We start from the raw sequence: 21778 nt of genomic DNA on the forward strand, positions 1-21778 counted from the left end.
TTATTTAAAAAGATGCCGCACTCAAAGTAAAGAAAAACTTGGGAACATCACTTTGTGAAAATCTTGCTGATACATCGAAGCGTAGAAAAATTAGAATTTGATTTATTCCCAATCCGGCTTCGTAGTAATAGCCGTCAGGTGTTGAAGCAGTAGTTTTAGTTCTGAAATAATCCCTTTCAACATCTGTGAAAATTGAATTTTCAGTAAACTCGCTGTAACCAATATTTCCGAAAACTATGAACTCAAGTCCAAAAGAAGCAACATTGGGAATTCTTAGAACACCGGGAATAATTTCACCAAAATTGTGCTCAAATGCAATGAAAGCAAATCTATCACCATAAAATTCCTTAACATTCATTCCACGGAATGAATTCCCGGCAAATCCGGAAACTGCGGATTCAAGGCTGAAATACCTTTGTGGAGGAAGCTCACCTATTGCAAATCCACCACTTAGACGCATATCAATTCTCCAAAGTGGCATTGTTTTGGTTCGCAAATTAAACGTCCCGGTAAACCTTTGATAAGAGAAATCAGATTGAAAAATTGACGGGTCTGAAATCTGTCCCGTGATACCAAATCCAAAGTTAGAAAGTCGCCTGATTGGTGAGAAATTGTAATTGATTTCAAACCCTATAGAATTTTCTGTTCCTTCAATTATTTGTGGATTATCTCTAAAAACCGAACTGCGATTAAAAATTGAAAAGTCGGAATTTTGGATAGCATTTGTTTGCTTTTCATGGAGAAAGTAAAGTTTAATTGTCTTAGGGCGATCAAAAATATTTCTGCGTATAAATCTCAATTGCCCTAAACCCGCTTCAAATCCAATCTTAACTCCTTGACCGTAATAATAATCACCATAATCATTTTTAAAAAATAATGATGTTAGTGTTATAGCCTCATTTCTAACCACATGAGGATTATCAGCTCTCCTAATATCATAAAACACTTCGCCGGTGAAGGCAAACATACGTTCTTCCTCAAAAAACTGCTTAATCTCAAGCGATCCGGCAGGTCTTTTATCGGCAAATCCATAGCCAACTCTACCTGAAGCTAAATGAAAATTGCTCAAATCGCCTTGCATACCAAGACCAAGATTTAAACCATGTATTCGATTATAACGAAAAATATCTTGCCAACCTGTGAAAGGAGGTCTTCCAAGTTTTGCAATCTGGCGGTTAATTGGTCCAAAATAAGTTCCGAAAAACCCTTGTGAAAGAGCGGAATCGGGGTTCTCTCTAACCCGGACAATAGCATCATAAGCATAAACTTCATCTGATGTTAGGGGAATAACTTCATTCATTTTCCAGAATAAAGTATCAAACTTATCGGCAGTTTTCGATGCATCTACCCGTTTTCTATTGAAATATCTCGAAGGTATTTCTGTATTAAATTCATAGTCATAAGCAAATGTTTCAATTTTAATATCCACTCTTGGAGAAATTACCCAGAGAAAACCTGCATCTACGCTTGAATAAATATTCAGATAAGAAGGGGTTACAAATTTATTATCTACAAAATCGAATGATTGCTTATAAAACAATACTGCCTCAAAAGGCAGTTTGACTGCAATATTCGGAGTAAGATCGACGTACTTGGGTATCAATCGTAAAGTATCTATAAGCACAAAACCTGTGAATTGTTTTCTCTGATTTGATTTTGGGGTTGAAATAATTTTTGCAACTGATTTGTCTCTTTCATCCACAAATTTTTCATCCAAAGTAAATTCATAAAAATCAAGAGCATCGCGATGAAAAGGCGTGGCTACATCATCTCCAACAAGCCGGACATAATCTTCAAATGCATTAATGTTTGTACCGAAAGTTACAAAATTTGCTTGAGCAGGCACATTAGCAGATTGACGTCGCTGAGTTATTTCATTATAATACAAATTCGGCGATTTATAATAACCATTGGAATATGATTCAAATATTGATAGAATTGTAGTATCAGACTCATTATCGCTTCTTCCGGCAAATGTGGTATCAGCAGAAGCTACGAATTTAGTATATAAAGAATATTTGTAAGTTTGAATTGAATCCTTAGAATTGAATTTTTGTTCGATAGTTTTCCGCATCAATCTCTCAGCTGCTGTTTCAGCAATAACCAGAACATCTCCTGTCATAGCCGGATTGATAACAAGAATTATTTTATAATCTGTAATATCTTTTGTAAGCTCAATTTCAACAATTTCAGTTTTCATACCTACCATTGAAAATAAAATGGTATGGCTTCCCTCAGGCAATTTCAGAGAGAAATTCCCCTTAGAATCAGTATATTTTCCGATATCCAGATTGGCAGTTCGAACAGTTACCCTTCTCAGGGTGCTTCCGGTTTCACCATCGTAAACAACACCTGAAAATATATAACTTGAATCCTTTTTAGCCGATAGTCCAATTGAAAATAGTTGGCTGCTGCTGAAAAGCAGAAATAATATTAAGGATATTAAAAAAACTCTCATGCAAGATATTAGCTTCAATAAAAGTTTATTGACGTATTGATATGATGATTATTCAAATAATCAATATATTATAATTTTGTAGGTACCGGATTGTTCACCTGAAATAGCTTTCAATAAATATACTCCTGATGAAATATTGTTCAAGCTTAATTCTATTAAACTACCATCATAATTATTTGAAAAAGTTCCGTAATCAATGATTATTCTGCCATTTAAGTCGAATAATTTGAATGAGACAGCCGAATTATAATTTCCAGAAAGTGTAAAAATAATTCTTTCGTTTGTTGAATTTATTAGTTTAAGACTTTCAATACCATTTAATTCTAAAACAGATGCAGGGTCAACTGAAATGCCTTTTAAGGCAAATTTCAGAGTATCATATCCGGCGGTTGTAGTAATAAAAAGAGTATCACTATGCAATCCTGTTGTCTCAGGTTTGTATTTTATATCTGCCGAGATTAGTTCACCAGCAGAGATAATTGATTTGAATGGTTTGCTTAGCTCAAACTCCGTGCCTATTGCTAATTTTTGAGATAAAATATCAGCTCTGGAATTACCAAAATTCTGAAGGAATATTATTTCCTCAGAGAATTTATTGATATAAACAGTATCAAAATCAATTTCAGTCTTTCCGGCTATTCTCACATCTTTGATAATATTCAGAGGCTGAATATCAAAGTCAAGATAATTAATATCAATTCCGGGCATCCAGATTCTGCCTTTCATTCCATTTTGGAATAATTTTGCAGTATGAATTTTATGAAACTTATAATGATAACTGAGTTCAGGCTCCCAACTTTTGCCAAAGTCAATTGTGTAATATAATTTTCCATACTCTGAAAACAAGTATAATCCTGAAGAACTATCCGGTACAAATACTGAAATTACATTATCAAGATTTAGGTTTAGTGGAAATATTCTTTCGAAATTTTGACCTTGATCAGTTATGAAATATATACTCCGATATTCAGAAAATTTATTTAATACAAACAAAGTATCGTGATTCAAAGGAGCAATAAACTGTACTTGAAAGTCAGGTTTATTTGAATACAAAACCCATTTCTTCCCATTATCATTTGAAGATAAAATTGTTCCGAAATTTGTACCTAAATAAGAAAATCCATTTTTAGCAACTAATTTGCTGGTAAATATTTCATTCGATTTCATCTGATAATTTGATGATGATTTCATGTACGATTTCCCGCCATCAGTACTATAATAAATCTCACCAAAATCCTGATGACCCAAACCATATACTATAATATCATCAATAGAATATCTTTTTAATCCACGAATATTTTTAAACATCGGGCTGACATCAAGTTTTTCAAAAGTTGCTCCGCTGTTTGTAGAATTCAGTATAGATACATCTGAGTTTCTGCCGTTAGCTGCAACAGACAAAATTCTGTCATTGAATGCTGATACAGCTACTAATGTATCATTTGAAGGACTACTGAGCCTGTTGAGCTTGCCGAAATTATATAAAGCACCTTTCTTGGATGCGAAATCATATCCAACAGACCAGAAATCAAAATTGCCGGCTGTTTCTGCGTCATACCAGCCCAAATCAACATCTTCCATAAAAATATTAGCAAGCAAAAACCTGTTACTTGATTCCAGTTTTACAGGTATATGATGCAATTCTTTTTCTAAATAATCTTCAGATTCAAAACTGGCCATAATATATGCTCTGCCATCAAACCAAGGACAGTTTTCCTGAAGAATAAATTCCACTTCAATTTCTTTCAATTCGTTTGAATTCATCGGTTCGAAGTCAATAATCGGTGGATTTATTTGAAAATAGTTATCATTAGCCGAAAGAATTAATTTGAAATGCTTAGAATCGGAAAGATAATTTCTAATCAACAATTTAATTTTTGTTACGCCATAGCTTCTGATAGCATCACTTTTGTCAATAAAAATATTTTCTATTCCCAAACCCTGATTCTTATACTGAGTGTAAGCAGGATTATTGTTACGGAAAGCATTCAAAGCATTTACCTGAGAATAATCCTGAGAAGTACTGATATTTTTATCACCAGTAGCTCTGATTTGTTTAGCTATTTGCAATGGTGAAAAATTAGGAAATATCTGCTTAATATTTGCAGCTATACCTGCAACAAGTGGCGATGACATAGAAGTGCCACTTTTACCGGAGTACTTATCACCATTAATTGTAGATAAAATGGACACACCAGGAGCGAAGCAAGAAATATTGACACCATAATTAGAAAAATTTGAGAGTCTATCACTATCGCTTACAGAACCAACCGATATCACGCCATTGAGCTGCGATGGATAATATGGATAATAATCAGTCCAAAATGATTCATTCCCAGCTGCAGCAACTATTGTAGTTCCCCTTGAAATTATTTCAGAGACAACATCTTCAGCTAAAGGGTCGTGAATTCTACTTGACCACGAGCAATTAACAACATCTGCACCCAAAGAAGCAGCATAAAGAAGCGCTTCATAAGGGCGATAGACATTACGTGATAAAGTCAGATTATCAACTCCAATTTTAACCGGAAGAAATCTGACGTTAAATCCAGTTGAAGCAATTCCTATAGAATTATCAGAATTTGCGGCTGCTAATCCCGCAACATGTGTTCCATGGTCATTACTTGTGAATTTAGGGATAACATCATTATCCTCTTTAAACTGTCCGTTTACTGCTTCAGTGTGATTGATATCGCCTACGAAATCCCAACCGTACACATCATCAATAAAACCGTTTCCATCATTATCAATGCCGTCATCGGGTATTTCGTTGGGATTAGTCCATAATTGTGAGAACAAGTCTTCATGTAGATAATCAGTTCCTGAATCAACAATTGCAATCAATTTACTACCATTGCCTCGGGATACAGACCAGGCATCGAATAATTTCAACTTTTCAAGAGCCCACTGCCGCTGAATTTCAGGGTCGTTTGGAATATATTCCGATATTTTATAAAAATATTCCGGAACAACATACTCAAAATCAGGAACTTCATTCAGTATTTTACAAATATCAAAAATATCATATTTAACTGAAATTTTAATTCTATAAATATTCTCAATCGTATTATGGGATTTTGAAAGTAAATTATTGGAGAAAAATTTGCTGAAAGGAGTTTCAATATCAACTATTTTTAAATCAACAAATCCGCCTTCAGCAAGGTAATGACTCAAAATTTTATTGATATCATATTCAGAGAGATAATTAGCTGGTTTGATAAAAAAACTATTTTTCGAATACGTATCATCAAGACTTCTTCGAACTTCAAATCTTTTTAGAGGCTCATAATAATTGCCAGAAATTTTTCTGCCTTTCATTTCAATAAAATAATTTTCGGCAAATATTGGATATTGAGTCGAAAGTAAAATAAATACAAATATCAAACCATAACGTCTCAAAATTAAAACTCCTGCTGAAATATTATGGAGTAGCAATTTGGTTCGACTCTTTGTGTAGCGTAATAGTATTTGTTACACTTTCGGTCAGAATTACCATGCAAAATTATGCAGTAACTTTTTCCTAAGGATAAAGTTACATCGCTGAATCGTGCTACATATTCAGGAATTTCGGTTCCTTCGTAGAAAAAGAATGTAGGTTTCTGCTCACGTGTTTCAGGAGGATTATATGGAGAAAACTCATACTGAACAAGTCCCTGAATAAATTCCTCATCACTGTTTGAGCGCTTTATCATAGCTAAGGGAAGGTCGGTAGTCATATTTACAAACCGAACTCTGAAAATGTTTCTTTGGTTTTCCGTTAATGGCTGAAAGCGGTTATGAATTACATTCAAGTTATTTTCGGTTCCACCAATTACCATAAGCACTCTTTGAGTTATGTTAGCAGATACTTCAAAACTCTGACCATTTATTACAATATTTTGTAATTCTTTATCAATAACAGTTGCAAGCGAGCTTGTAGGGTGTAGCAAAGCATCATTCAAAATATTGACACCGGTAGCCTGTGAAGTAATACTGATTTTTGCTGTTGAATTATCCGAGACAGCATTTACAAGCTGGAAAAATATTCCTTCTTCGAGATATTGGACAGGTTTGTTCTCATCAGAATCATTAATAATGGACAGTTTCAAATTATTCATATCATCATTGCTGACAATAATTAAGTATGAGTTATCAGCTTCAAAAAAAGTATTCATAGCCATTAGCATTCTCGCAGGCTCAGATGCTGTAAAAACGCTCAATGGTGCAGGTCCGGGAGCAACTACAACAGGAGATGATATTTTAGCAAATTCAAGGCGTCTTGCAAGCGAGATTCCTGAGCTGTAACCATTTGGGTGTAAACTAAGGTCTGATTCGAGTCTTGCACCGACTGAAACATTCAAACCGTCAAAATCTTCAACAGTATTAATAATTCTAATAACAGCTCTACCCGCAACATCCAAATTTAATTTCAATGGTTCAACAAGTAGAGAGCCACCAGCTTTGACATCAGCGGAATCAAAAACAACAATTGAATATTTGCTCAATACTTCTAAAGATGAAAATATTGAAGATTTTAAATTGCCGGATGAAAAAATGTCAATTGAATCAAGTGCAGATGATTTGCAAGCTTCAACAGTTTGATAATTACCGATTAGCATACCGTTTAAATTCTGGTCAATGAAGCTGTCATCTCTTAGCTGAATTGAGAGGGACGCAGAAGACATATTTACAGTTCTGATTTCGGTAGTCCTCATAGGTACTACTTGAGCAGGTTTCATTGCATTTTCGGTTAAGTCATTTTCATCAATTATACTTACCTGAACATCACCATTAGAATCTTCATGAGTGATAATGACATACTGACCTCTCGGTTCTAAATCAGCTGTAAAAAGGTCTAAATAAATATTTTCCGGTATTCCGCCATTAAAAACTGTCTTAATAACAGAAAAATTAAATTCTCCTGAGCGGACAGTAATCGGGCTGATAGAATATTGCTTATAGTCGGTTGGTGGAAATAGCATAGCACCGCTCGGACAACCAAGTCTGATACTAAATCTTACATTAGTATCAGGATAAGCATTCATAAATTTTACCAGTGATTCAAAATTATTTTCCGGTATAGCAGCTGTTGTTCTGAGGGCAATTAAAGTATCTATCCGGCAATTAGTCCTGTCATCACAAACACTTGAACTTAAGCCGACATAAGTATAATTGGTGTTCCTCAAAAATCTAACCATCAGACTTTGTTCAAACTCAAGATTATTGTTATTAAGGACCCTTACCATGCCTGTATCGGCAGGAGGATTATCAGCAGAACTGAGATTCAACCAATTAATTGCCTGAGTGCGTTTACCATCAGTAATTTCAAATACTTTTGATTCTTTATCAAGACCAAGATTTAGAAAGCGAAAGCGTATTGAGGCTGTCCTGTCCGGAGGATTGACTAAATCAGGATTCTCCTGAATGCAGGATACTGACAAAATTACTAAAAGTAAAAATATTATGAATCTTAGACTAAACATATTCCAATTTCACTACTTAAAATAGTATAGAAGAAAATCTCTTATAAAAATTTGATTTTCATATTAAAAAGTCAAAGTTTGTCGCTTGACTGGACTATCTTTTTGTTAAATCCGATACATGAGGCGAGTATTTGAATTTACTAATAATTACTTCTATATCTTTTAAATTTTTTGGCTCATTTGCTTCAGGAAGACATAAGCTGATAATTACTTTCAGATTATCTGATGGCTCAGAAAAAGTCAAAGCATCATCCATTTCCTGAATATGAAAATCGCCGGATTTCTTAAGAGCTTTGAATTCATTATAAAATCCACCGCTTGATTTGGATGAATAATAAATATAATTCGGGTAAATACCTACTTTGTGATGTGATTCAACTTCAGAAAGCAAAAATGGTTTGTCAGGAGTCTGAACCTCAGCAAATTTTTTATCTGTAGCATATAGAAAATATTCCAATTCATTTGGAGCACGATTTTCAAAATACTTCGAAAATCTAACCCCGGTTTGGGTCATTCCTTCGTAAAAGTCATCAGTAACATTCAAGATTGTAAAAGCAAGTGCTGCATTTGCATCTAAACCACCTGACCTCATCCTGACCGAAAAAGAATATTCGCCGTAGCCAAGCGAAGTATCAATAGTTATTTCACCACCATACCAGGTATTTTCATGTCTCTTTAGCCTTAAAATCAAATTGCCTGTATCATCCATTGACACATTTTCATTTTTAGTCAAACAAAAATATCTGCTGTCAGCAATATTTTTTGTTTCTTTCTTCTCCCAAACATAGCCTGAGAATAATAACATTTTGCTGTCCGGTAAAAATTCCTCTTGAGATTGAGGCTCGGTTTTATCGCCACAAGCTGAAAATAAAATTACAAGCAATAAAGCAGGTAAAAATATTGATATAATTGATTTGATATTAGTTTTCATTTTCTTTATACCTGTTTTTGTTAATAAATTTATTAATTCTTCTGCCTAATAATTTAAAGAAATCAATCTTGCCATCTGTAATGGTGAGAGCAATTGGAAATACAACACACTTAATATTTTCATCTGTTAACTTATCAATGAAAAGCATCAGCTTGGCTGCATCTTTTTCCGTAGTAGCAAGATGGTTGCAACCAGATTTTTTGCACAGGTTAATCAGTAGATTAATGTCTTTTAAGGTATATTGATGGTGGTCATCAAAAGCGTGGTTATTTAAAGCCTTAAATCCTAAATCGTCGACCATACTAAAAAATCTGTCCGGTTTTGCTATACCTGCAAAGGCAATACAATCAAGCGGATTTTTCTTTGTGTGTCTAATTTTGATTTGAGATTTATCCTCAAGATAGTACGGATTTGCTTTGACTGGTTTAACTCTTATAATAATGGCGTCATCAGCAATATTTTTTTTAAATTTTTCACTTAGTTCGAAGCTTCCTGTTAAGCATACAACATCTGCACGCTTTAGTGATTCAACCGGCTCACGAAGTCTGCCATCAGGCATAAGTTCGGGATTATCATGGGTTTCTTTATCAATCAGCACAATATCAAGTTCGCGATGCAGATTACGGTGCTGGAAACCATCATCTACAATAATTAAATCCACGTCAAATTTATTCTGCATAGATAATGCCGCATGAGATTTAGAATCATGAGCAATTACAGGAACTTTAAGTGAATCTGCAAGCAGAACCATTTCATCACCTCCTATTGCAGCATCCACGAGAACTTTTCTGCCATCACTTACTATTACTTCACCTTTGCTTTGCCTTTTGTAACCTCTACCAACGATTCCGGTCATGTAACCTTTATTAATAAAATATTTTGTCAGCATTTGAACAAATGGTGTTTTTCCGGTACCACCCACCGAGAGATTGCCGACACTTATTACCGGAACCTTGCATTTAATAATGTCCTCTTTTTTATCAAAAGAACTGTTGCGTTTATCAACTACAAAACCAAAAACTTTTGATAATAGCTTCTTAATCATACTTTTTATCTTTTGTTAAATTGTTAGAATGTAAAAGTAACAGATTTGATTGTAATTCTGAAATTTTTAAAGAAATTAAGTCTTTATCATCACTTTTTTCTATAATTTCAGGTTTTGAGATTGTTAAAAGAATTTCAGAAAATGGCAGCGGTAGTTCAAACTTATCCCACGATTTTTCAAAAATATGCTTAGACTTAATATCTATCCCACATAAATAGATTGGCACTTGAGCTCTTGAAGCAGCGACAACGGCACCTGCTTTCATCTCAAACCGAGGTCCCTGTGGTCCGTCAGGTGTCATAAGTACTAACGAATGATTACATGAATTAATTATTTCATCAAGTACTTCTTTTCCTTTTCTTGACGACGAACCTCGTATAAGACTAAATCCCCATTTTGAAAGCAATCCTGATAATATTTCCCCATCCTTGCTTAAACTTACAACTGCCGTGGGATTATATTTAGTAAAATATTTCCACGCCGGTAGCATTAATCCATGCCAGAATACTACAATCCCTTTGCTGATATTTTCATCATATCCCTGAACTTTGATTCTCCAGGTATTTGATAACAAATTCAGCATAAAAATTGCAAATTTATATTTCGTGGACAACTTCACAATAGTTTCAATATCTATAAAAAATGGCTGTTTTATAAATTACTAATAAAACAGCCTTAAAATTTTAATCAATCAAATTAAAAAATCTTTTGTAAGGGGTGTTCTCCTTTGAGGAAGGATTCGCATTCAATTACATCATCTTTACTTCCGGCAATAAATGGTACTCTTTGATGAATACTATCAGGCTTGATATCCAAAATTCTTCTTTCTCCATCAGTAGCTCTGCCACCGGCTTGCTCTATAATCATAGCTAAAGCATTTGCCTCATATACAATACGCAATTTACCATTTGGCATTGAACTGTCTGCAGGATAAAGGTAAATACCTCCGGTCAGCAGAGTTCGGTGAATATCGGCAACAGCAGTACCAATATATCTTAGTGAATATGGTCTTGATTTATCGGAGCTTGGAGTTTTGATATATTCAATATATTGTTTCATATTTTCAGACCAGCGATAGAAATAGCCCTCGTTCGCACTATAATATTTACCCCTTTTTGGCAAACGGATATTTTCATTGGTCAGCAAAAATTCACCAAGGGTAGGATCATAAGTAAAAGAATGTACACCGTGACCTGTTGTGTAAACAAGCATTGTGCTGCTACCATAAAGTGAATACCCTGCCGCTTCAAGTTTATAACCTGCTTGAATAACATCTTCAACGGTTCCGGGTTCATCAGAGATAGGATCAACTCTTTTGTATAATCCGAAAATTGTTCCAATAGTAACGTTGACATCAATATTCGAGGAGCCGTCAAGTGGATCAAAAACTAGTACGTACTTAGCTTTTCCACCACCGGGGCTTGTTAAAATAATATCATCGTCTTCCTCAGAAGCCATAATGCAAATATGTCCGCTATTTTGCATTGCACGCTTAATGACTTCATTTGAATAAGTATCAAGCTTTCTTACTTGTTCTCCATGTACATTAGTATCGCGCGTAAGACCAAGTACGTCATTAAGACCAGCCCTGCGAACATCTCTTGAGATTATTCTCAGCGCCAGAGTAAGGTCATTAAGGATTGATGTAAAATCTCCGGTTGCTTCCGGATGTAAATTTTGTTCAGCATCGATATGATGCGAAATAGTTGTTAGTTTTTTAGGCTGCATTATGGGCATAAAGTCCTCAATTTAATCAGGATTGATTAATATAATCTATTATTATAATTTCTATTTTCCGATTAGTTATTGTATTCTAATTGTTTTTCCTATTTGTAACTTATTTTCGTCTAAATTTTTATTCAAATTTTTAATTGAATTAACAGAAACTCCAAATTTTCCGGCTATTTTACCAAGTGTGTCACCCCGTCGGATTTTGTAATGTTTGGGAGCATTCTTAACGCTACTTGCCTTAGCACCGGTGCTTCCCTTGCTTTCAATTGCAGTATAAATTGTCAATTTAGTATTTGCATAGACAGTATTACCCTTAATAGCTTGTGGATTCCAGTTGCGAAGTTCATCTTCGGTAACGCTATATTTTGCTGCAATAGTTGAAAGATTTTCACCTGATTTTACATTATGAACTACCTTATTTGAGCCCTTATCTCCGCCATCATCACTCACAATTGAAGTAGATTGAATATTAATAGTCTGCCCTACTTTAATGCTGTTAGTATTTGAAATATTATTACTCTGCTTAATACTCTCGATTGTAACTCCATAATCATCAGCAATTTGAGCTAAAGTTTCACCACGTTTTACCTTATGTTGTGTAGATGTTACTTTTTTAGTAAATTTTGTAATTCCCGGCGAATTGTTATTTCCGTTTGTTGCAACATCAGCCGGAACAGGCTTAACCCAAAGTTCTTCACCTGCATTTATGCTTTCTTCTTCAGGCTTAATATCATTTAATCTGCGAAGCTCAGATACTTCCATTTCAAATTTTTTGGCAATACTGAAAAGCGTTTCACCTTTTTGAACTTTATGCTTGACACTTTCATTTTTGATTACAAGTAAATTTGACTGGCTTTTTTCAACAGACTGTTCTGCTTCAATTTTTGCTAAGTTTACTAATGTATTACCACTTACAGGAATAATAAGATTTGTACCTTTAGAAACTTTAGCTTTTGTACCTTTAAGTTTGTTGACAGTCACTATATCATTGATGCTCACATTATAATGTTTGGCAATTGAGCTTAAAGTTTCCTTGTTTTGAACAGTGTGATTGACAAAGGGCATTTTTTCTTCATCAGTTAAAAGCGAATAATTTGCAATGAAATTATTTTTTGTACCAACAGGTAATTTCAAATTATAAGGTATAACATCCGGAGGTGTACAATCTTTGATTAATTCAGTATTGAACATTTTCAAACTGTCGAGTGATATACCTGCAGCCTTAGCAAGTGCGGATAAATTCACAGCAGAGTCTAATGCTACGGTTTCATAAACATATTCGTCTATAAATTCCAAAGAATCAATTTCGAATCCATAAGAGACCGGATCAATTGCAAGCCTTGCAGCGGCGATATATTGCGGCACATACCCTCTTGTTTCACGGGGGAGATTGTCTCTTACTTCCCAGTAGTTTGGATTTTGTTTATTCGTACGTCTGATTGCTCGTGCTACACAACCTGCACCACAATTATAAGCTGCCATAGCAAGATACCAGTCACCAAATTCATTATACAAATCACGAAGATGTCTCATAGCAGCACGTGTTGCTTTTTCCGGTTCTCGCCTTTCATCAACAAAAACAGACCCATTTTTATTCAAACCGTATGCTTCACCTGTTGCTCTCATAAACTGCCATAAACCAAGCGCTTTAGCTTTTGAGATTATAGTAGGATTCAGCCCGCTTTCAATCATTGAGAGGTAGATGATTTCCATTGGCATATTCTCTTCTTCAGCTATTCGTTTCATCATAGGAAACCACTTTGAACTTCTTTCAAGCCAGCGACTGAAAATTTTCTTTCCCTGCCCACGGGTCAGCCATTGAATACTACGATCAACAGTTATATCATCATCCAAAGGTATGATTAGTGAATCAGGAGCTTTGGGCAGTTTAGGGAAGCTGATGGATTTATTTGGTTTTTGGTCTTTGTTATTTGCATCATGTGCCACTAAATCAATTGGTTCAATGTAATCAATTTCTTTAAAAAGCAGTTCTCTAATTATAAATATGGGTGAATTTTCATCAAGAAATTCTATACTTTTGACGTAGTTTTCATAATCATCAATTATTGACTGAGCCAAATCTGTAAAATCTTTGCTCTCTTCAATACCGGGAGTACCTGATAATTCATTTAATTTTTCCAAAGCCTGATCAAAATATCTTGCTGCTCTTGAAGTATCACGTTTTTGGATTAATATTAAAGCTTGATAATATTTTTGACGCGCCAATTCTATGCTGTTTTTAAAATCTTCGCTCTTAAAGCGATTTCCAGGCAAAGCAGTGTCGTCCAAATCAGAATACTCATCAGGGAAAATCACTTTCTGTTTATCTGCTTTTTCCTGTTCCAATTGCATTCTGGAACGTGGAGCTGCAACGGGGTAACCACTCCTCGCTTGTGCTGATAATTCGATAGCAAATTCAAACAACATGAATGTTGCTAAAATTGAATATATCACCATATTTAGAACTTTATTTCTTCCTCTCATTAAGTTACCTGCATTTTGGCACATTAAGTAAATACAATATAATAGTTTTTAGTAAATTTACCAAGTATATTCGAAAAATTATTTATTTATTCATAATTTTATTATAAAATAATGCAATTACAAAAAGTAAAGCTTGTAAAACAATTATCACAGCTCCGCTTGGTAAATCCAAATGATAGGATAAAATCAATCCTGCTATTGATGAAATTATACCCATTGAGATGGATACAACTGTCATTGTCATAAATCGGTTTGAAACTAATCTGGCAAATGAACCGGGAATTACAATATATGCAGTAATAAGTATTATTCCCACTATTTTGATTGCAAGCACAACCGTAAGTGCAGTCATTAGCATCAAAGTATAATCATCAGCAAGAACCGGCAATTTATCCGATTTTGCAAGCTCACGGTCAAATGTTGCATAAGCCCATCTTCCCCAGTAAAGCTTGAGTGTTATTAAACTTAGAAGTGCCAGACCTCCGGATATCCAGATATCTGATGAACTTACTGTAAGTATCGAGCCAAATAAGTAAGTATAAGCATCGGCTGTGTAGTCATCTTTCAGAGCCAGAAAAATTATACCGAAAGCCACTGATACTGAGTATAAAATGCCGATTATTGAATCAGTTGAAATCTTGGAGTGCTCTTTCAAATAGACTGTCAGAAGTGCAATAAAAAGTGTAAATGGTATTGCAGTAAGTAAAGGCTCTATGCCAAGTAAAAGTCCAAGAGCTACACCACCAAAAGCTGCGTGAGCAAGCCCGGAACCAATATAACTGATTCGTCTTTGAACAACAAAAACGCTGAAATAACTTGCTGAAAAGCCAATCAAAATGCCGGCAAGCAGTGCTCTCTGAAGAAATGGATATTCAAACATCTCAAGCATTTTGATTTTCCTTCAAGCCAAACTTTATTCCGTGGTCGTGCCCCAAGTGTGAAAATGTCTTTTGGAGATTGCTGTCACTGAATGCATCAGATGAAGAACCAAAAAAAATCTGCTCTTTGTTAAGCAGCAAAGTAAAATTGGTATGATGATAAGCCGCTGACCAATCGTGAGTAACCATCATAATTGTTGTATTATGATTTTTATTATAGTCGTTGATTATGTGATTAACGCTTTTTTCACAGACCAAATCAATTCCGGTTGCCGGTTCATCAAGCAGAAGTATTGCCGGATTGGTAATCAGACATCTTGCAAGATATACTCTTTGAAGCTCTCCACCTGAAAGTGTGCTAAGTTGCTTAAAAGCCAAATCAGAAGCTGATAATTTTTCAAGAATTTCATGGGCTCTGTTTTTGTCATGTTTACTAAATCTGCCAACCCAGCTTTTATTAAGTCCGCTAAGTACAAGATCTGATGCAATAGCCGGAAAAGAGCGGTCAAGTGTTTTAATCTGAGGGACATAGGCAATTCTGCCGGAATTACTGCCGGAATTTGAAAGGATGTTGATATTGCCGTTAAATTTTGAATTCAGTCCTAAAATTGTTTTAAGCAGAGTTGTTTTACCTGAGCCATTAGGTCCAACGATAGCAACATAAGCACCCACCGGTACTTCGAAATTAATATTGTGCAGTATTATATTTTTATCGAAAATTACATTAAGATTGCTAATTTTTAAAGCAATTTCCATTTATTGCAAAGCCTTTCTCAAAATTTTTGCATTCATTATCAATATATCTTCATAGGTTCTCATACTTTCAGAGTTGCCTTCAGGATTTAGTTCGTAAATCTCTACAGCTGCTTCATTTGCTATTATTTTTACATTTTTTCCATTAAGCTGAGGCTCAGAAAATATTGCTTTGACACCACTTTCCTTAATTTTTCTTACTAGTTCGGCAATGAATTTTGGAGAAGGCTCTTTACCGGGACTTTCCTCAATAGCACCACCATACCATAATCCATATCTTTCAAGCATATAATTAAAAGACGGATGATGAAGAAAAACATCCATATCCCTAACAGGTTCAAGTATTTCGGTCAGATTTTTATCAATTTTCAAAAGATTTTTAGAAAATATTTCAGAATTTTTTATAAATTCTTCCTTACCTTCCGGGTAGAGTTCTGCCATCGCTCTTGTAAGTGGTTCAATCATTTGCAAGACTGTCAGAGGATCAAGCCAAAAATGGGGGTCAATCTCATGATCGTGATGATTATGCTCAGAGCCATCTTGTGAGTGATCATGATTGCAACTGAAGAAAATAATGTTATCAAGAGAAACCATATCAATTATTTTTATTTTCTTCTTAGAGGGGACTTTAGTAATCCAACCATCGAAATTCGGGGCAATATAAAATAAACCGAGCGCTTTTGAGGCATATTTTATATCACTTGGTCTGGGCAAATAAGTATGAGGGGATGCACCGGTGGGGACAATATAATCAACAACAATAGCATCGCCTGCTATCTCACACAATATAGAATAAACCGGGTATGATGAAGCTAAAAAAAGAGGTTTTTCATCATTGGAATCACTTGAACATGAAACCAGATACAATAATAAAAATAACAATATATATTTCATAATAATTCAAATTCAACTTTTCAAAAAACTAATCTTTGATTTCCCAATATAGTTCTTGTCTTAATTTATCAACCCACTCGGAGTATAATCTTCTTTTTTTATATTCAATCGCCAATAGTTCTACTTCACGGTAGTCATCTTTAAGATTTACTTTATGCTCGTTAATGAAACGTTTTATATAAACAATATGATAAGAGGGTTCTGTAGGGTCATTTTTATATGGCAGAGGGTCACTTACCCCACCTTCCTTCAATGAATCAACCAATACTTTTACAGGTTCCGGTAATTCACTGATGGGAAGTTTGCCTATCAAACCCCCAAATCCGCGAGTTTCTTTGTCATCGGAAAATTGCTTTGCAAGAGATTCGAAAGATTCTCCATTCAATACTTTTTGCTTGATTTCTTTCAATTTATCAATTGCATCATCAACATCTGTGTCTGATTGTCCTACTTTAAAAAGTATATGACGCGTGTTAATAGCGTCTGACCTTTTTTCTAAAGTTTGAATTATATGAAATCCAAACGGAGTTTCGACAGGCATAGAAAGCTCTCCGGTAGAAAGGCTGAAAGCAGCTTTTTCAAATTCAGGAAAAAGTTTACCTTTATCAAACCATCCAAGCTCACCACCTGAATTTACAGTGCCCGGATCGGAACTGTAATTTTTTGCAAAATCCGAGAAACTGCCACCACTAAGAATTGAGTCCCTAACTTTTACTGCCAAATCATAAGCAATTTTCTTTTGGTCCGAACTTGCCTTTACTTTCTTGACAATATGATGAAGTTCGATTGCAAGAGGAACTACAGGAAGAGAGTCTTGTTTTTCATCATAGAATTCTTCTACTTCTTTCTGAGAAACTTTAATATCAGCAAATTTTATTTGCACAAGATTTTGAACAAGTAAATTTTGCTTAATCTTTTCCTTGATGTCATTTTTAATTCTAGGCATTGACATACCGTAAACCTGCTCAACTCTTTTCTCTGAACCAAATCTCTGGACTTCGGATTGAAGATGAAGTTCCATCCTTTGATTGACTTCTTCAGCTGATACTTCTATTGAATCCAGCTTGGCACGATTAACCATAAGCAGATTATCAATCATACTTTCGAGGATTTTCTTTTTCGCATTTTTATCATTCACATCTATTGACTTATCATACTGGGACATGAAATATAGCTGCCCGTCAATATCTGACTGCATAATTATTTCATCCCCGACAATAGCAGCTATTTTATCAAGACTGGCTCCTTCACGCGGTACAGTCTGAGAAAAAGCAAAAATTACGGCAGAAAATATCATTATTATTAACGCAAAAAAACGTTTCATTTAATTATTTCTCACTTAATAACTTGTTTAACTCTGCTTCATTTATTTTAACAGGATTTTTTTTTCTGACTGAATTAAGCCATTGATTAAGCAGTTTACTTTGTAAAATTTCCTGATATTGAGCAGAAAAATCAGGTATAGCTTCCTCAAAGGTCTTTGGTCTTGGTGGCTGATGAGCATTTACCAGAATAATTGAATAACCGGGCTCATTTAAAACAGGTTCGAGGACTTGACCGGCTTTAGCGTTCATATCATGAGCATGTCTTGCAAGGGAGTTTGTTTTGACATTAACAAATCCCCAATGACCTTTTTTGTCTCTGTAGCCTGATCTCTGTGTTTCTTTGTTGGCAACATCATCAAAATTTTCACCTGCAATTATTCTTTTATATACTGAATCAGCTGTTTTTTTATCAAGGAAATAAATTTCCGAAACATCATAGGCATCCTGAGTCAAATATCTGCTCTTAGTAGAATCATAATATGTTTTAGCCAGAACCGTATCAAACTTCATTTTATCCCAAACTTCCTGAGCTTCAACCTTGAAAAGCAATATTCCGTCACTGAATTCTTTCATTAAATGGTCAAATTCAACGTAATCCTTTTCAAGATTTTTAGTAGCTTCATCAAAAACAACCGATTCAACTATGGAGTATATTGCTGCTACTAAACCTGAAGGATTAAGGTTTGCACCTCTTAATTTCTGGTCTTCTTTCAATAATTCAATAAGCTTTGATACTTTTACATTTTTACCTAAAACTTCATAAATTACATTGTTTTTAATTCTTTCAGGAACTTCAGAATCCCAATTATCGGCTAAATTAGTACCATTTGTATCGAGGAAAGAAGCAAACTGGTACAGAACATCATCGTATAATTTGAATTTATATAGATTTCGTAGCGAGTCCAGAAGCTTTGTCTGGTCTTCTTTGAAATAAAGTCTTTTGTAAAGGCGTCTGAGTTCATCCTTTTCAGCATTGAAATCAGGAAGTTTTGTTGAATCACGTCTGATTATATGAGCGCCGTAATTAGTATATACAACCCCTGAAATCTGTCCATCCTTTAAACCGTATAAAACACTTTCAAATTCAGTTACAAGCGGATATGCACTTTCCTGCATACCTGTTGAGCGGGAATAATAACCACCCATATCACCACCATTTACAGCAGTTGTCAGGTCATCAGAATTCTCTTTGGCTAACTTTGAAAAATCTGCACCTGATTTGATTAGTTTAAGGAGACTATCTGCTTTATGATATGCAGTTGTACTGTCTCTGTTTTCATCAACACCAACAAGAATATGTCTTCCTTTTACCAAAAGTCTTTCTGATTCATCGAGAACTTTAAGCAGGAAGTATCCATAACTTGTTTTAATAACTTCAGGATAAATATCGCCTGGTTTTGTACTGTAAATTGCATCTTCGATAGGTCTTTGAACTTTGCCTGAAGTAACATAATTTGATATTAAACCACCGAATTTGCCTGTTTCATAATCATCTGATGTAGCTCGTGCAACATCAGCAAAATCAGCACCATTTTTTATTCTTTCGAGTGCAGTAGTAATTTTTCTGTAGGCTTCAGTAGTATCAATTACGTCAACTGTTTGCTTAATTGCTGCTAATATGATAGCAACTTGATATTCTTTTTCCCGCATCTTTAGGAATTTATCTACATTTTTTTCAGTTAACATTTTGTCGTAATAAAAAGATTCAGACAAAATTCGCCTGTTCTGCTTAATTTCACTTATTACCGAACTGTCTTTGAGCATACCTCTTTGTACAGCATCAATTACTTTTAGTTTGAAATTAGTGTAAAGATTAATAAAATCAAGAATACTGTCTTTTGACATTTTGAAAAGGTTATCGGTTGTCCTGCTCATATTTTTTTTGAAAGCATTTTCAAGTTCTGAAGCAGTTATTTTTGTTTTTCCAATTTCCGCTATTACAGGATCGGTTGATTTCGTTGCTTTTTGAGCATTCAAATTTAAACTGCATAAAAGTAAAAACAACGTTAAAAGTATGACAGTGTACTTCATTTTACAAATATTTCCTTAATAATACAAAATTGATTTAATAATTATATAATGACAATAAATATTTAAAGATATTTTCTTTTCAATGCATATTGACGAATAAACCAAAGAAATGTTAAACCAAAAACTTCTCAGCACAGTTGCAAATATTACCGGCACCTATTGTAATAAACAAATCTCCTGCTTTCAGAAATTCCTGATTAAAATCATCAATTCCTTCCAATGTTGGAATGTAATATACTTCTCGGTCAGCATTTTTAAGCATATAGTCATAGATCATTTTTCCTGTAATGCCGTATATCGGCTTCTCTCTTGCAGGATAAATTTCACTTACAATCACAACATCGGCATCATCAAAAGATTCTGCAAATTCCTTCCACATTGCTCTTGTTCTTGTGAATGTATGTGGCTGAAAGGCGGCTACAATACGACGTTCTGTCCATCCGTTTCGAGCAGCTGAAAGTGTGGCTTTTATTTCAGTAGGATGATGAGCGTAATCATCAACGACAATAACACCGTCAAATTCACCTTTGATATCAAATCTGCGATAAACTCCTTTAAATTCATGCAATGCTTCAGTAATTTTATCAAAAGGAATTCCCAGGTTTCTTGCGACAGAAATAGCACCAAGTGCATTTTTCAAATTATGCAATCCGGGAATATTAATCTCCATTTTTCCGAGTAAAATGCCTTTTTCATATATGTCGGCAACAATTATACGGCTGTCGGTAATAATATTTTTTGCAGTATAATCAGCAGAATCATCAATTCCAAAAGTTGTAATCTGTTTATTTATTCTGCCCAAAATTTCTCTTGAGCCGACATCATCAATTCCAACGGCAACCAAACCATAAAATGGTGCTTTATTAGCAAATTCAGTAAATGTATCTTTGATGTCGTCAAAATCACGGTATATGTCAAGATGTTCGGGCTCGATATTGTTAATTATTGATATAGTGGGTAAAAGTTGCAAAAAAGAACGGTCATATTCATCGGCTTCGACAACAGTCCAATTGCCCTGACCTAATCTTGCATTAGTACCACCGAAATCAGCAAGTCTTCCTCCGACAATCACTGTCGGGTCATAGCCGGCTTTGATAAAAATCAGTCCAATCATAGATGTAGTTGTGGTTTTGCCGTGAGTTCCCGCCACCGCCAGACAGTAATTCAGACGTGAAACTTCTGCAAGCATTTCTGCTCGTCTGACAATAGGAATTCCGCGTTCAAGAGCTTCCATTGTCTCCGGATTATCCTGCGGGTTGACAGCACTCGAATAAACTACAACCTGTGAATCAGAAATATTATCTTTATTATGTCCGAAAACAATTTTAGCGCCTATATTCTCAAGATAGTCTGTGTTTTGAGATGGATAAAGATCAGAGCCACTAACTTCAAAGCCTTGATTAATAAGAATTTCAGCTATTGCACTCATTCCAATACCGCCAATTCCTACAAAATGAATTCTCTTGACACTTTTAAACATATTTTTTCCGTTCTATAAAACAATCTGAATTATGGATATATATTATTTTTCTAGCAAAAAAGATGTTGTATCATAATTAAGAAAGTCACATTGAGAGTTGTTGAAATGTGATAAAAAAACATTTTATTAACGTCTTGACTTATTCTTAGCTAAGTGTAACGTAAAATACTTAATTATGAGACAACTCCCTCAAATATCTCTAAGTGTGCTCCCTGGGGGATTCGAACCCCCGACCCAATGATTAAGAGTCATTTGCTCTGGCCAACTGAGCTAAGGAAGCACACAAAAATACTAAATTTTCGGCAT

General features: G+C 34.7%; 14 protein-coding genes and 1 tRNA gene. All 15 read right to left on the minus strand.

The window, feature by feature from the left end:
* Nucleotides 1-4: 4 nt before the first annotated feature.
* The 15 genes from KF896_12150 to KF896_12220 all read right to left on the minus strand — a co-directional run bounded on the left by KF896_12150 (nt 5) and on the right by KF896_12220 (nt 21752).
* Nucleotides 5-2458, minus strand: coding sequence for a carboxypeptidase-like regulatory domain-containing protein (locus KF896_12150; protein MBX3044462.1), 2454 nt, complete (start codon nt 2456-2458; stop codon nt 5-7).
* Between the two features lie 60 nt (nt 2459-2518).
* Nucleotides 2519-5857 carry a S8 family serine peptidase gene (locus KF896_12155; GenBank protein ID MBX3044463.1) on the minus strand — a complete coding sequence of 1113 codons (3339 nt, stop codon included), beginning with the start codon at nt 5855-5857 and terminating at the stop codon, nt 2519-2521.
* A gap of 2 nt (nt 5858-5859) precedes the next feature.
* Nucleotides 5860-7920 (minus strand): hypothetical protein, encoded by a 2061-nt coding sequence (locus KF896_12160; GenBank protein MBX3044464.1) that lies wholly within the window; start codon nt 7918-7920, stop codon nt 5860-5862.
* A gap of 94 nt (nt 7921-8014) precedes the next feature.
* Nucleotides 8015-8851, minus strand: coding sequence for a hypothetical protein (locus tag KF896_12165; protein ID MBX3044465.1), 837 nt, complete (start codon nt 8849-8851; stop codon nt 8015-8017).
* Nucleotides 8841-9896, minus strand: a complete 1056-nt coding sequence (lpxK, locus tag KF896_12170) for a tetraacyldisaccharide 4'-kinase (protein ID MBX3044466.1) — start codon at nt 9894-9896, stop codon at nt 8841-8843. Before lpxK ends, KF896_12165 begins: the two co-directional genes overlap by 11 nt.
* Nucleotides 9889-10479 carry a DUF374 domain-containing protein gene (locus tag KF896_12175; GenBank protein MBX3044467.1) on the minus strand — a complete coding sequence of 197 codons (591 nt, stop codon included), beginning with the start codon at nt 10477-10479 and terminating at the stop codon, nt 9889-9891. The genes lpxK and KF896_12175 overlap by 8 nt, the downstream gene beginning before the upstream one ends.
* A 113-nt stretch (nt 10480-10592) precedes the next feature.
* Nucleotides 10593-11624 (minus strand): class 1 fructose-bisphosphatase, encoded by a 1032-nt coding sequence (gene fbp / locus KF896_12180; GenBank protein MBX3044468.1) that lies wholly within the window; start codon nt 11622-11624, stop codon nt 10593-10595.
* Nucleotides 11625-11699: 75 nt separating this feature from the next.
* Nucleotides 11700-14111, minus strand: a complete 2412-nt coding sequence (locus KF896_12185; GenBank protein MBX3044469.1) for a LysM peptidoglycan-binding domain-containing protein — start codon at nt 14109-14111, stop codon at nt 11700-11702.
* 82 nt (nt 14112-14193) lie between these two features.
* On the minus strand, nt 14194-15000 hold the full coding sequence (locus KF896_12190) for a metal ABC transporter permease (protein MBX3044470.1): 807 nt from the start codon (nt 14998-15000) through the stop codon (nt 14194-14196).
* Nucleotides 14993-15745, minus strand: coding sequence for a metal ABC transporter ATP-binding protein (locus KF896_12195; GenBank protein ID MBX3044471.1), 753 nt, complete (start codon nt 15743-15745; stop codon nt 14993-14995). The genes KF896_12190 and KF896_12195 overlap by 8 nt, the downstream gene beginning before the upstream one ends.
* Nucleotides 15746-16636, minus strand: a complete 891-nt coding sequence (locus KF896_12200) for a zinc ABC transporter substrate-binding protein (GenBank protein MBX3044472.1) — start codon at nt 16634-16636, stop codon at nt 15746-15748.
* A gap of 28 nt (nt 16637-16664) precedes the next feature.
* Nucleotides 16665-17960 (minus strand): peptidylprolyl isomerase, encoded by a 1296-nt coding sequence (locus KF896_12205; GenBank protein MBX3044473.1) that lies wholly within the window; start codon nt 17958-17960, stop codon nt 16665-16667.
* Nucleotides 17961-17964: 4 nt separating this feature from the next.
* The gene (locus KF896_12210) at nt 17965-19938 is read right to left on the minus strand and encodes a peptidylprolyl isomerase (GenBank protein ID MBX3044474.1); all 1974 of its coding nucleotides are present in this window, start codon (nt 19936-19938) and stop codon (nt 17965-17967) included.
* A 166-nt stretch (nt 19939-20104) separates the two neighbouring features.
* A complete protein-coding gene (locus KF896_12215) occupies nt 20105-21472 on the minus strand; it encodes a UDP-N-acetylmuramate--L-alanine ligase (GenBank protein ID MBX3044475.1) in 1368 nt (455 codons plus the stop codon).
* A gap of 206 nt (nt 21473-21678) precedes the next feature.
* Nucleotides 21679-21752: transfer RNA gene (locus KF896_12220), tRNA-Lys, on the minus strand.
* Nucleotides 21753-21778 lie beyond the last annotated feature (26 nt).

This window comes from Ignavibacteriota bacterium, assembly GCA_019637995.1.
GTDB lineage: Bacteria > Bacteroidota > Ignavibacteria > Kapaibacteriales > UBA2268 > JANJTB01.

Coding starts and splice junctions, on each gene's coding strand:
- KF896_12150 (MBX3044462.1), bottom strand. CDS start 2,458: ATGAGAGTTTTTTTAATATCCTTAATATTATTTCTGCTTTTCAGCAGC.
- KF896_12160 (MBX3044464.1), bottom strand. CDS start 7,920: ATGTTTAGTCTAAGATTCATAATATTTTTACTTTTAGTAATTTTGTCA.
- KF896_12165 (MBX3044465.1), bottom strand. CDS start 8,851: ATGAAAACTAATATCAAATCAATTATATCAATATTTTTACCTGCTTTA.
- lpxK (MBX3044466.1), bottom strand. CDS start 9,896: ATGATTAAGAAGCTATTATCAAAAGTTTTTGGTTTTGTAGTTGATAAA.
- KF896_12175 (MBX3044467.1), bottom strand. CDS start 10,479: ATGCTGAATTTGTTATCAAATACCTGGAGAATCAAAGTTCAGGGATAT.
- fbp (MBX3044468.1), bottom strand. CDS start 11,624: ATGCAGCCTAAAAAACTAACAACTATTTCGCATCATATCGATGCTGAA.
- KF896_12185 (MBX3044469.1), bottom strand. CDS start 14,111: ATGAGAGGAAGAAATAAAGTTCTAAATATGGTGATATATTCAATTTTA.
- KF896_12190 (MBX3044470.1), bottom strand. CDS start 15,000: ATGCTTGAGATGTTTGAATATCCATTTCTTCAGAGAGCACTGCTTGCC.
- KF896_12195 (MBX3044471.1), bottom strand. CDS start 15,745: ATGGAAATTGCTTTAAAAATTAGCAATCTTAATGTAATTTTCGATAAA.
- KF896_12200 (MBX3044472.1), bottom strand. CDS start 16,636: ATGAAATATATATTGTTATTTTTATTATTGTATCTGGTTTCATGTTCA.
- KF896_12205 (MBX3044473.1), bottom strand. CDS start 17,960: ATGAAACGTTTTTTTGCGTTAATAATAATGATATTTTCTGCCGTAATT.
- KF896_12215 (MBX3044475.1), bottom strand. CDS start 21,472: ATGTTTAAAAGTGTCAAGAGAATTCATTTTGTAGGAATTGGCGGTATT.